This is a genomic window from Marinimicrobium sp. LS-A18, assembly GCF_000463525.1.
Taxonomy (GTDB): domain Bacteria; phylum Pseudomonadota; class Gammaproteobacteria; order Pseudomonadales; family Cellvibrionaceae; genus Marinimicrobium; species Marinimicrobium koreense.
In genome coordinates this window covers 172225-185247 of record NZ_AWEP01000003.1, presented here as the reverse complement: position 1 = coordinate 185247, position 13023 = coordinate 172225, and the positions used below count along the sequence as shown (strand labels likewise).

At 57.6% G+C, this 13023-nt stretch carries 10 protein-coding genes; 7 read left to right on the top strand and 3 right to left on the bottom strand.

The features are described from left to right. Window positions 1–39: 39 nt before the first annotated feature. From N645_RS0107095 to N645_RS0107085, 3 genes are all read right to left on the bottom strand, one after another. Window positions 40–975, bottom strand: a complete 936-nt coding sequence (locus tag N645_RS0107095) for a hypothetical protein (RefSeq protein WP_024460811.1) — start codon at window positions 973–975, stop codon at window positions 40–42. Window positions 976–1122: 147 nt separating this feature from the next. After that, window positions 1123–2040 carry a response regulator gene (locus tag N645_RS0107090; RefSeq protein WP_024460810.1) on the bottom strand — a complete coding sequence of 306 codons (918 nt, stop codon included), beginning with the start codon at window positions 2038–2040 and terminating at the stop codon, window positions 1123–1125. Beyond that, on the bottom strand, window positions 2015–5401 hold the full coding sequence (locus N645_RS0107085; RefSeq protein ID WP_024460809.1) for an ATP-binding protein: 3387 nt from the start codon (window positions 5399–5401) through the stop codon (window positions 2015–2017). The genes N645_RS0107090 and N645_RS0107085 overlap by 26 nt, the downstream gene beginning before the upstream one ends. A 369-nt stretch (window positions 5402–5770) precedes the next feature. Between N645_RS0107085 and urtA the strand changes: the two genes are divergently transcribed. From urtA to N645_RS0107050, 7 genes are all read left to right on the top strand, one after another. Next, on the top strand, window positions 5771–7015 hold the full coding sequence (gene urtA / locus N645_RS0107080; RefSeq protein WP_024460808.1) for an urea ABC transporter substrate-binding protein: 1245 nt from the start codon (window positions 5771–5773) through the stop codon (window positions 7013–7015). Between the two features lie 104 nt (window positions 7016–7119). Continuing rightward, the gene (urtB, locus tag N645_RS0107075; RefSeq protein WP_024460807.1) at window positions 7120–8046 is read left to right on the top strand and encodes an urea ABC transporter permease subunit UrtB; all 927 of its coding nucleotides are present in this window, start codon (window positions 7120–7122) and stop codon (window positions 8044–8046) included. A 12-nt stretch (window positions 8047–8058) separates the two neighbouring features. Continuing rightward, window positions 8059–9216: an urea ABC transporter permease subunit UrtC gene (urtC, locus tag N645_RS0107070; RefSeq protein ID WP_024460806.1), complete on the top strand. Its 1158-nt coding sequence runs from the start codon at window positions 8059–8061 to the stop codon at window positions 9214–9216. Next, complete coding sequence (urtD, locus tag N645_RS0107065) at window positions 9203–9952, top strand: urea ABC transporter ATP-binding protein UrtD (RefSeq protein WP_024460805.1); 750 nt, start codon at window positions 9203–9205, stop codon at window positions 9950–9952. The genes urtC and urtD overlap by 14 nt, the downstream gene beginning before the upstream one ends. A gap of 17 nt (window positions 9953–9969) precedes the next feature. Beyond that, complete coding sequence (gene urtE / locus N645_RS0107060; RefSeq protein ID WP_024460804.1) at window positions 9970–10659, top strand: urea ABC transporter ATP-binding subunit UrtE; 690 nt, start codon at window positions 9970–9972, stop codon at window positions 10657–10659. 15 nt (window positions 10660–10674) lie between these two features. Further along, window positions 10675–11718, top strand: coding sequence for an aliphatic amidase (locus N645_RS0107055; protein WP_024460803.1), 1044 nt, complete (start codon window positions 10675–10677; stop codon window positions 11716–11718). A 9-nt stretch (window positions 11719–11727) separates the two neighbouring features. Beyond that, complete coding sequence (locus N645_RS0107050; RefSeq protein ID WP_024460802.1) at window positions 11728–12897, top strand: AAA family ATPase; 1170 nt, start codon at window positions 11728–11730, stop codon at window positions 12895–12897. Window positions 12898–13023 lie beyond the last annotated feature (126 nt).

Below are 13023 nucleotides of genomic sequence, written 5' to 3'. Positions count from 1 at the left end.
ACAGCAAACCGTCTGACAGTTTGAGAAACGGGACGCGCTTTAGGAGGTTTCGGAACGAACTGGCGCGCCAGTTTGCATCCAGCGCTCCAGATCCTGCTCGAGCCACTGGTTCAGAAGGAAGATGCCGTTCTCCACCACCTGCAGGTAGACGTCAATAATGTCGGTTGCCACCTGGAACAGCCGGTTGCTGTCGGCGGTGATCGGCCCGCCGCCGAGCACGTCGCCCTCCACCATATTGAGCAGAAACATCAGTTTGAGCTCGTACCGCTTGAGTTCACCCAACTGGCCGAATTCCGGACCGAGCACCTGTTCCAGGCGGCGGATCTGGTGGCGCAGCTTCTCGTTGTTGACCTGGGTGTTCTGGATGACGTATCGCAGCTTGCCGTCGTGGTGTGAATCACAGTGGCCGACCGCCGCCGCATAACTGGACAGGGCCCGGATACGCCCGATCTGCTCGACCACGCCGGGCAACATCCGGGTGGAGAAGTGCAGTAACTCCAGCATCTGCACCCGAGTGGGAGCGTCGGCGTCGGAGTGATCCGAGGGGGCGGAGAGAGGCGCTTCGAGCGGGCGGGACAGGCTGACCAGCATGGCCAGTAGCTGCTCGACCAGGTGGCAGTGCAGCTCGTAGTTGTCGATCACACTGTCGTCGTGCCAGTCCCGGCTGATGGTCAGCCAGGCGGTGTGCAGGTTTTCCCGCTCCCGCTCGCTGAGCAGATCGCTGCCCAGGGTGAACGCCTGCAGCGCCAGCAGGCGACGCTCCAGGGTTTGCTGGAGTCGTTCAAAGTCCGGCTCAAATTGTCGGTTGCCCCCGAGCAGGGCCATGCTCATGCCCCGGTGTCGCTGCACTCCCTTGATCATCTGGATCAATTGGCGGATCAACGACAGGGCATCCTGCCGGCGTCGGTAGTCCTGGACAAAGCGCGCAAACGGGGCGCGATCTATGCGAACTTGTGGGGCATCAGTGACGTTCATTTGCGCTGTCATGGTGCATGCAGTATCCGGGTTTGAGGCGTCCGGGCCCGATAACCGGTGTGTTATCGGGGGCGGCGGTCGTCTTGTCATATCATTGAGCAACACTTGTGCCAGAGGTTGCCCTCGGGTGGCGTCAGGCGCGCTGACTTACGCCCGGGCCATACAGCGGATGGCGGCAGCCGCCGCCGAGGTGCGGTTGTCCACACCCAGTTTGCGGAACACCTGCTCCAGGTGTTTGTTCACGGTACGCGGGCTCATGGACAGAATCTGGCCGATTTCCCGGTTGGTTTTGCCGTGGGCGATCCACAACAGCACATCAGCCTCCCGGGTGGTGACGCCGAAGAGCTCGCGCAGCCGATCCGTCTCGGAGCCCTCCCCGGGTTGCTCCAGCAGGCGCAGAAGGACGTCGGTGCCGCTCAGGGGCGCCAGGTATTCCAGGGTCAGCGCGGGAGACAGACCTCGAAGAGGCAGTTTGTGGCCGGTTTGTGGCTGGTGGCTGAGCCACTCGCGTAGCTGTCCGGCGAGCTGGTCCTGAGCCTGGGGCTGATTCAGCCCGGCGCGTTTCAGGTGTGCCTGCACTTGCGGTGTGGTCCACAGCAGTGTGCCGCTGCGGTCGATGGCAAACAGGTACTGGCCGGCGGCGTCCAGCGCATTGTGCGCGCTCTGGGTAAGGCGGGCATTGGTCATGTGCACCCGCATACGCGCGACCAGCTCCTCGGGGTTGATCGGCTTGGTAATGTAGTCCACGCCCCCGGCATTCAGCCCCTGAACCACGTGCTCGGTGTCGCTCAGGCCGGTCATGAAAATAACCGGTACATTGGTCAGGCGCGGGTTCTGTTTCAGCCGCTTGCAGGTTTCAAAGCCATCAATCTGGGGCATCAGGGCGTCCAGTAAAATGATGTCCGGCGTAATGTTCTGGGTAATGGTCAGCGCCTGTTGGCCCTCCAGTGCCACCAGTACGGTCATGTGTTCCGCCTCCAGTGCGTCGCTGAGCATGTGGATGCTTTCGATGGCATCGTCGACCACCAGAACCACGGGTTCAGAGGGGTTCTCGTTGAGGCTCATTGTCGGGTACCTGTAACAGTCGGATGATGGTTTCGAATTGGAATTGACCCGCCAACCGGGTCAGTGTCTGCACAAAGTCTTCGGTGGCCAGGCCGTTCGCTTCCAGCTCCGCCAGGGCCTGCTGCAAGCCGCTTTTGTGGCCAATCAAGGCCAGCTTGCGCAACGGTTGCAGATGCACTTCATCGGGCAGCGTCAGCGCGGTGATCCGGTCGTCGGCGTGGGGGGGTTGTGAGACCGGCCCAGTGGTCGCCTCGGATCGGGTGTGCCAGCGCAAATTTAGCTGTTGCCCCAGTGTTTCCAGCAGGGTGTTCAGCCGTACCGGCTTGACGATATAAGCATCGTGCAGGGCATCGCCCACGGCCTTGCCCTCGCTGGCATCGGCGGAAATCATCACCACGGGCTGGAAATAATCGGTGGCGCGCAGTTGGGCAACCAGCTCCCAGCCGTTGAGCCCGGGCATGGAGACATCCAGCAGAATCAGGTCCGGCGCCTCCTGCCGGACCCGGTCCAGCACCGTGAGCGAATTGTCGACCTCCACCACATCAAACCCCAGGGGTGTCAGCATGGCGTGCACCAGTTGGCGGTGGGAGGCTTCGTCATCCACCACCATGACGCGCCTGGCTTCGCCCCGGTAACCCTGAATGTCCTGGGCCTCGGTCGGCGCTATGTCCGAAGCGCCCCGAATGCGGCTCATCATCAGGGTCACTTTAAATACGCTGCCGTGCCCCGGCGTACTCTGCAGGCTGATGTCGCCGCCCATGATATCGGTCAGCAATTGGGTGATGGTCAGCCCTAACCCGGTGCCGGACACCTGTTCTCCCGGGCGGCGGATGCGTTCAAATGGCCGGAAGATCCGCTGCTGATCGTCGGGCGATATGCCCTCGCCGGAATCTTCAATCGTGAACTCCGCCACGTCGCTGCGGTATTTGACGCTCATGCTGACCCGGCCGTGAGCGGTGTACTTGATCGCGTTGGACAGCAGGTTGATCAGAATCTGCCGCAGGCGTTTTTCGTCGGCGCGCACCAGAGGGGGCAGCCGGTCCTGGCAGTGGTACTCGAACTGCAACCCCTTGCCTTCCGCCTGTAGGCGGAACATGTGCACCAGTTGTTCCAGCAACGGACCGAGCCGCACCTGATCGCGATGAAGGTCCAGTCGACCCGCTTCGATTTTGGAAATATCCAGCAGGCCTTCGATCAGATCGGCCAGGTGCTCACCGCTGCGCCGGATGACGCCCAGGGCGTCGCGCCGGTGTGCGGGAATCGCCGGGTCTTTCTCGAGCAGTTGTGCGTAGCCCAGTACGGCATTCAGGGGTGAACGCAACTCGTGGCTGATGCCAGTGAGGTACCGGCTTTTGGCCTGGTTGGCGGCGTCGGCCTGTTCCTTGGCCCGTTGCAGTGCCTGGTCGGTCTGTTCGTGCGCGTCGATCTCTTCCATCAATAGACGGGTCTGGCGCTGCGACTCTTCCTGGGCAACCACCCGACTTTCGTGAGCCAACACGAACAGCCAACTGACCACACCGGTAATGATCACCAGAATGAAAAACACCTTCCAGAGCAGGGCGGCAAAGAGCAGGGCGGACACCTCATCCGGGAATGCCGTCTGATGGAAAATCAGTGACAGAAGTACGCCCGAGAATCCGTTGATACCCACCACCAGCAACAGAAAATTGCCCAGGCGGGCATTGATGTCGGGTATCAGCCAAGAGGGCAGCCAGCGGTGCACCCAGTGGCGGATTTGTTCAGGGTAGCTGGCGCCGGGTTTGCAGAAATCATTGCAGCGGGCATCCAACGAGCAACACAACGAACAGATCGGACCGTCGTAGGCGGGACAGTGGGTGACGTCCTCTTTATCAAACCGGTGTTCACAGATGCAGCACTGGTGAGTGGCGGCCGCGGGCGTCAGGGTGACCGGCGCGCGGGCGATGTAATACCGCCCGCCGGTTCGCCAGGCGATCAGTGGAGCAATAACCAGAGCGCTCAACAGGGTGATGAAGTGCGAGAGCGCCTGGAAGGTTTCGCCCCAGAAGCCGAGATAACCGATCACGCCGATCAGGGTGGCGGTGATCATGGTGCCGACGCCCACCGGGTTGATGTCGTACAGATGGGCGCGCTTGAATTCGATATGGGGTGGACTGAACCCCAACGGCTTATTGATCACCAGATCGGCCACCAGAGTGCCCACCCAGGCAATGGCGATCAACGCGTATAGCCCCAGGGTGTTCTCCAGTGCCCGATAGACTCCCAGCTCCATGACCAGCAAGGCAATGGTGACATTGAACACCAACCAAACCACCCGCCCCGGATGACTGTGAGTAAGGCGGGAGAAGAAGTTGGACCAGGCGATGGACCCGGCGTAGGCGTTGGTCACATTGATTTTCAACTGCGACAGGATGACAAACAGTCCGGCGATGGCCAGGGCCGCCGTGGGCGACTGGGTGACGTAGCCAAAGGCCACCTGATACATGTGGGTTGGGTCAATCGCTTCGTTCGCGGACATGCCGTGTGACAAGGCCAGCACCGCCAGAAAGGAGCCCGCCATCATTTTGAGGGCTCCGATCACAATCCAGCCCGGTCCTCCGGCGCTCAGGGCCAGCCACCAACGGCGACGCTGTTCCGGTTTGGGTTCGGGCATAAAGCGCAAGTAATCCACCTGCTCGCCAATCTGGGCAATCAGGGAGAAGATGACCGCAGAGGCCGCCCCAAAAAGCAGCAGATCAAACCCGCCACCGGCTTCGCGTGTGTAACTGGTCCAGTCCGACACCGACTGGAAGTCGGCCCATAGGATGAATGCAAACGGCAGCGCCTGCAGAAACACCCAAAGCGGCTGGGTCCAGAGCTGAAAGCGGCTGATAAAGGTGATGCCGTGCGTGACCAGCGGAATCACCACAACGGCACAGAGAACATACCCCCACACGATGGGAATACCAAACAGCATCTCCAGCGCCATGGCCATAATGGCCGCTTCGATCGCGAAAAAAATGAACGTGAATGATGCGTAAATCAGGGAAGTAATGGTGGACCCGATATAGCCAAAGCCGGCGCCGCGAGTCAGAAGATCAATGTCGACACCGTACTTGGCGGCGTAGTAGCTGATCGGAAAGGCGGTCAGCATGATCACCAGGCTGACCGCCAGGATCGCCATCATCGCATTGGTAAACCCGTAACTCAGGGTGATTGCGCCACCGATTGCCTCCAGAGCCAGAAAGGAAATCGCACCCAGGGCGGTGTGGGCCACCCGAGCGGGCGACCAGCGCCGGGCTCGCTTGGCGGTGAAACGAAGCGCGTAGTCCTCCAGCGTCTGGTTGGCAACCCATTGGTTGTACTGACGGCGCACGCGGAAAATGGTCTGTTTGGCAGTCATGGCATTCGCTTATTGAATAACAGCCGGTGAAGGCATTGATCGGGCGATGTCCATGTCGGCCGTCGCCGTGCGCCGGTATGACGCATAGCGCCCGGGCAGGCGAACCAGGATGGTGCACTTTGTACGACCGGGCCGGAGCTCAGCGCTCTGAATCCGACACTCCTTGAATCAGGTATCAATCTTTATGCCATCTGTGACGTGCGGAACATTAAAGGCAAAGTGGGTGGACGGTGGTATGGGGTGATTGACGTAGGTCTCTGCGGCATTTGTCGAATGGGCTCGGAAGGGAGGTGCGAGCAAAATGCAGAGCATGGGCACGGGCCAACCGATGTTCAGTCGCGTTTTCAAACCACCACACGAGGAAAGACCATGGTTACTGACTCACGCAAGCATACGCCGGGGCTGTCGCGCCGGCTTCTGAAAAGCCTGGCCGGGCTGACGGCAGGCCTCGCCATGAGTGCGTTTGGTGTCGCCCAGGAGGTGAACACCACCGGACTGGCGGTTACCGAAGACACTGTGAAGGTGGGTATTCTTCATTCTATCACCGGCACCATGGCCATCAGCGAGACCGGCTCAGTCCAAGCGGAAAAGCTCGCCATCGAGCAGATCAATGCCTCTGGAGGGGTTCTTGGTCGCCAGATCGAGTACATCCAGGAAGACGGCGCCAGCGATTGGCCCACGTTCGCTGAAAAATCCCGAAAACTGCTTCGTCAGGACAATGTAGCGGCGGTATTCGGTTGCTGGACTTCGGCCTCACGCAAAGCGGTGCTTCCGGTTTTTGAGCAATATAACGGAATGCTGTACTACCCGACCTTCTATGAGGGGCTAGAGCAGTCGCCCAACGTAATCTATACCGGTCAGGAAGCCACGCAGCAGATTCTTGCCGGTATCGACTGGGTGGTTGACGCCAAAGATGCCAAAACGTTCTACCTGCTTGGTTCGGATTACATCTGGCCCAGAACCTCCAACAAGATTGCCCGCAAGCATATCGACAAGCTGGGCTTGAAAGTTGTGGGTGAAGAGTATTACCCGCTTGGTCACACCCAGTTCAATTCGGTGATCAACAAGATCAAGCTGCGTAAGCCCGATGTGATTTTTGCGTCAGTCGTAGGCGGCTCCAATGTGGCTTTCTATAAGCAGCTGAAGGCAGCCGGTATCGATCTGACCGAGGAATCTCCCCTGGTTCTGACCATTTCAGTAACCGAGGATGAAATACTGGGTATTGGTGGCGAAAACGTCGAAGGCGCCTATGCCTCAATGAAGTACTTCCAAAGCCTGACGAACTCCAACAACGAAGAATTCGTCAAGGCATTTAAAGAACGTTGGGGTGATGACATCGTGATCGGTGACGTAACCCAGGCGGCTTACCTTGGACCCTGGTTGTGGAAAGCGGCCGTTGAGAAAGCCGGCTCCTTTGACGTCGATAAAGTGCGCGAAGCGTCACCGGGTATTGAACTGACCACTGCGCCTGAAGGTTACGTGAAGGTTCACCCCAATCACCACCTATGGTCCAGAACCCGTATCGGTCGTGCCCAGGAGAATGGCCAGTATGAGGTGGTCTTTGAGACCGAAGAGCTGATTGAGCCAGACCCGTTCCCGGAAGGTTATCAATAAGCGTCACTTCAAGGCAGTGATATAAATAACCCCGCCTCCGGGCGGGGTTATCCCGGTAGAAAGACCAGCCCGGTTGGTTCAAGCGCACGCGGAGGCACCTTCCCATGTTTTCTGACTATTCCTCATCGGAGTTGATGTCGATTTTTGCCATGCAGGGTTTTGCAGGCCTGACACTCTTCTCTGTTTTTGTACTGATGGCCTTGGGCCTGGCCATTATTTTTGGCCAGATGGGTGTGATCAATATGGCGCACGGGGAGTTCATGATCCTCGGTGCTTATGTCACCTACATGACTTCTAACGTCTTTTCCCAATGGCTGCCTGACCTGTACGGTTTCTACTTCTTTGTGGCTATAGCACTTGCCTTCCTGGCGGCCGCGCTCTTGGGCATGTTGGTCGAATGGTTGATGATTCGCCACTTATATCATCGTCCCCTGGACACCCTATTGGCCACTTGGGGCCTGAGTCTGATCCTGCAACAAACCTATCGCTCGATATTTGGCGCAAGGGAAGTTGGCGTGAGTATGCCCGACTGGATGATGGGCTCCTACCCGATAACGGACTTGGTAGAGGTTCCGATCAACGGCATATTTGTTATGTGCCTGTCGCTTGGGATTACCTTGGTAGTGGCGGCCCTGATGTATCGCTCGCGCTGGGGCACTCAGGTACGAGCCGTCGTTCAAAATCGACCCATGGCGGGTGCGGTGGGGATCAACATCCAAAAAGTGGACCGTATGACCTTCGCATTGGGTTGCGGGATTGCCGGGATTGCCGGTGCCGCCTTTACCATGATCGGTTCCACGGGTCCCACTTCGGGCCAGCTGTATATTGTGGATACTTTCCTTGTGGTGGTTTTCGGTGGCGCTACAAGCCTGTTGGGTACAGTCGCTTCCGCGTTCACCATTTCCCAGGCGCAGTCGACCATGGAGTTTTTCCTCAGTGGCTCCATGGCCAAAGTGCTGACGCTGCTGTTCGTGCTGGGCATTCTGATGATTCGTCCTCAGGGCCTGTTTACCCTTAAAGTTCGTCGATAGGAGGACGGTACGATGACTGCGACCGGATTACGATCATTGTTTAGTCGTCACGATCTGCTCAGCTTTGCAGTGCTTGCCCTGCTGTTGATTGTGGTATTCCCTCTGGCGCTGGATGTATTCCGGCTTGGTTTGATCGGTAAGTACCTGACCTACGCGTTTGTGGCTCTGGGGCTGGTGCTTTGTTGGGGCTACGGTGGCGTTCTCAGCCTGGGGCAGGGCGTGTTCTTCGGGATCGGTGGCTATATGATGGCCATGTTTCTCAAGCTCGAATCGTCCGACCCCGAAAGCACCGCGATTCAGTCCACGCCGGGCATTCCCGACTTCATGGACTGGAATCAGATTACCGAGCTTCCCTGGTTCTGGGAGCCGTTCTACAGCTTCGGGTTTACATTACTGGCGGTAATTGTTGTGCCTACAGTGTTTGCGTACCTGATCGGTGTAGCAATGTTCAAGCGGCGGGTAAGTGGGGTGTATTTTGCCATTATTACCCAGTCGATTGCTCTGATTCTCACCATCCTGATTATTGGGCAGCAGGGATTCACTGGTGGCGTAAACGGTATCACTGACCTGAGAACGCTGTTGGGTTGGAACATCCGGTCAGACTTCGCCAAGTATGTATTTTACTTTATTTGCGTCGCACTTTTGTTGGCCTGTGTGGTAATCGCGCAGTTTATCCGAAAAAGTAAATTCGGGCGTATTTTGGTGGCTTTGCGCGATGCGGAAGATCGCATCCGGTTCTCGGGTTATGATGTGGCCAACTTTAAAGTGTTCGTGTTCTGCGTAGGGGCTGCCTTTTCGGCGATTGGTGGAGCTATGTTCACTTTGCAAGTGGGCTTCATGTCACCGAGTTTTATCGGCATTGTTCCCTCTATCGAAATGGTTATTTTTTGCGCTGTGGGGGGGCGGCTATCTCTTTTTGGTGCGGTCTACGGTGCGGTTTTGGTGAGCTGGGCGCGATCCATTTTCTCCGAGAGCTTTCCTGAGTTGTGGCTGTTCGCCATGGGTGCGCTGTTTATCGGTGTTGTGTTGGCGTTCCCAAACGGACTGGCCGGGCTCTACGACCAGTATGCCCGAAGTCATGTGACCAAAGTGCTCGATCGCTGGGTTGACCAGCTTAGCCGTTCTGATTCTACCCGCACTGTCCAAGGAGTTGCCCATGAACGCCAGTAACACAGATTTTGTCCTGGCGGTGGAGAACCTGACTGTTTCCTTTGATGGGTTCAAAGCCGTGGATGACCTGACATTGTATGTCAATGAAGGAGAGATCCGGGTGATTATTGGTCCCAACGGGGCTGGTAAAACAACGGTTCTGGATTTGATTTGCGGCCGTACCCGGTCAACTCAGGGCTCTATCAAATTTCGCAACCGCGAGCTGACCAAAATGAGCGAGTCCGATATTGTGAATTCCGGTGTGGGTCGAAAATTTCAGACACCCTCGGTGTATACCGATTTGACTATTTTTGAGAATCTGGAAATTTCTTATCCCAAAGGACGAAATGTGTTTGGCTCCCTATTCTTCAAGCGGGACGACACAGTTGTCCGTAAATGTGAAGAGGTAGCCGAAATGATTCTCTTGAAGGATCAGCTTCACGAGTCGGCCGGATTGCTGAGCCATGGTCAAAAACAATGGTTAGAAATCGGTATGTTACTGATTCAAGACCCGGATTTATTGATGTTGGACGAGCCGGTTGCGGGGATGTCCGTCACTGAACGCCAGGAAACCGCCAAGCTGCTTCGGCGTATTTCCCAGAATCGGTCGGTGATCGTTATTGAGCACGACATGCAGTTCGTTGCCGAGATTGCTGACAAAGTGACCGTCCTGCATCAGGGAAAAATTCTGACCGAAGGGGCAATTGAAAAAGTCAAGAACGATCCGAAGGTTATTGAAGTTTACCTTGGCCACTGAGTGAGAGAGGACTCATCATGCTTAATGTATCCGATTATCGAGTCAGTTATGGCCAGAGCGAAATTGTGCATGGTCTGGATTTTACTGTGCAACCCAATGAGATTGTCGCCGTGATGGGCCGCAATGGTATGGGCAAAAGCACCCTGATGAAAGCGCTGATGGGAGTTATTCCCGAATCCGGCGGTACCGCGACGCTGGACGGGAAGCAGATATCCGGTATGAAAAGTCATCAGCGAGTCAGCCAGGGGCTAGCTTATGTGCCCCAGGGACGGATGATTTTCTCCAGTATGACTGTGCGCGAAAACATTCAGACCGGTCTGACTTCAACGGGGCGACGAGCCGTTCCGCGTGATCTCTACGATATGTTTCCGGTATTGCTGGAAATGCGTAACCGACGGGGCGGTAACTTGTCGGGTGGACAGCAACAGCAGTTGGCAATCGCTCGCGCCTTGGCGAGCGATCCCAAAGTGTTACTGCTGGATGAACCCACAGAGGGGATACAACCTTCCATCATCAAAGAGATCGCCCAGACCCTGAAAGAAATCCGCGATCAGCGCGGCCTGACCATTGTGGTGACCGAGCAGGTACTGAGCTTCGCCCTGGATGTGGCCGATCGTATCCTGGTAGTGGAGAAGGGGAAGATTGTGCACGAGGAAGCCCGAAGCAGTGTCGATGCCGAGAAAGTGGCGTCCTATCTATCCGTTTAAGTGAGGTAATCTACTATGCGACACGGTGATATTTCCAGCAGTGACGATACCGTCGGCGTAGCCGTCGTCAACTACAAAATGCCGCGCCTGCACACCAAAGCCGAGGTACTCGATAACGCCCGGGCCATTGCGGACATGTTGGTGGGGATGAAAAAAGGACTGCCCGGGATGGACCTGGTGATCTTTCCCGAATACAGCACCATGGGCATCATGTACGACCAGGACGAGATGATGGCCACCGCCGCCACCATTCCGGGGGAGGAGACGGAAATTTTCTCCGACGCCTGTCGCAAGGCCAATACCTGGGGGGTGTTTTCCCTGACCGGTGAGCGTCACGAAGACCATCCCAACAAAGCGCCCTATAACACTCTGGTGTTGATCAGCAACGAAGGTGAGATTGTTCAGAAGTACCGTAAGTGTATTCCCTGGTGCCCCATTGAGGGCTGGTATCCCGGCGATCGCACCTACGTCACGGAAGGACCGAAGGGCATGAAGATCAGTCTGATCATCTGTGACGATGGCAACTACCCGGAAATATGGCGTGATTGCGCCATGAAAGGGGCCGAGTTGATCGTTCGCTGTCAGGGCTATATGTATCCGGCGAAAGATCAACAGGTGATGATGGCCAAATCCATGGCCTGGGCCAACAACTGTTATGTGGCGGTGGCCAATGCCACGGGGTTTGACGGCGTCTACTCTTATTTTGGTCACTCTTCATTGATCGGCTTCGACGGTCGGACACTCGGCGAGTGCGGCGAAGAGGATATGGGGGTGCAGTACGCCCAGCTCTCGGTCAGCCAGATTCGCGATGCCCGCGCCAATGATCAATCCCAGAACCATCTGTTCAAACTGCTGCATCGGGGTTATTCCGGTATCTACAACTCCGGAGACGGCGATCGCGGCGTGGCCGAGTGCCCGTTTGACTTCTATCGCACCTGGGTGATGGATGCGGAGAAGGCGCGGGACGATGTCGAGGCCATGACCCGTTCCACCATCGGGGTTGCGGAATGTCCGGTGGGCGAGCTGCCTCACGGTGGCCGCGAGAAAACCGTCGGGTAAGGCGGTTCCATGCCATTCATCAATGATCGACTGGAAGATCAGGCGCTGCGCGAGGCGCTGACTCCGGCGGTGTCTGCGCCTGAGCCGTCCCGGTCGGGTTCCTCGCCGGGCGAGTCGCGCTTGGGGGCCTCACGTTTTCTGTTTGATCCGGAGACGGTATCGGCGGTTTTGCGTCAGAGAATCCGTGGACAACCCGACGCACTGACGCAAATCGATCGGGAATTGACGCGAGTCAAAGCCGATATCGGTGAGCCGGATCGTCCGCTGGCGGTATTTCTGTTGGCGGGCCCCACCGGGGTCGGTAAAACCGAAACGGTTCGGGCTCTGGCCGAAGCGTTGCACGGGAAGGCCGATGCCTTCTGCCGGGTGGATATGAATACGCTGGCCCAGGATCATTACACCGCTGCCATCACCGGTGCGCCTCCGGGTTACGTCGGTAGCAAAGAGGGCCACAGCCTGATCGATGAAGAGGCCATGCGCGGCAGCTTCAGTCGGCCCGGTGTCGTGCTGTTTGACGAGCTGGAGAAAGCGGGCCCGGAAGTGCTGCGCAGTCTGTTGGGGGTGCTGGACACCGGGCGGTTGCGTCTCACCTCCGGGCAGAAGCAGCTGGATTTTCGCAACAGCCTGATCTTTATGACCAGCAACCTGGGGGCGGCGGATCTGGCGCGCCACCTGAACCGTTGGCAGACTGGCTGGCGTCGATTCTGGCCCCGTTCGGAGCCCGCGCAGCAAACTGCACTGCGTCAGCGGGTTGAGCGCGCCCTGGATCGCGGGCTGGACCCCGAGTTTCTCAATCGCATTGATAACGTGTTGATCTACTATCCGCTGCCCCCGGAAGCACGACCGGGGGTGGTGGCGGAGCTGCTGGTTCAGTTCAATCGGCGTCTGCGGTCCAAAGGGTGGCAACTGCAAGTGTCCCGGGCGTTGATGAGCCGGGTGGAGCGCAAAGGCTTCGATGCCCGGTTTGGAGCGCGGGCGTTAAAGCGACAGTTCCGTCAGCAGGTGGAAGTGCCGGTGGCACAGTTTCTGTTGGAACGGCCGGAGTTACGCCCGGACAGTGCGAAGCCAAAGATGCCACCGCAGGCCGAATCAGAGCTGCGCCAGATGTATTGCGATTGGCAGCACGGGCGGGTCATCTGCCGGCAGGTGTGGGCCCGCAAAAGCGAGTACGTCAAATGACGCAGAGTCGGGGCCAATTGTCGTATGGGCTCAACGGCAGGCGCCTTTGATAATGAGCGTACACGGGCCAGAGGTATATGCACCTCGGCCCGAAATGCTAACGCCTCATTCCCTGTCAGGAGCCAA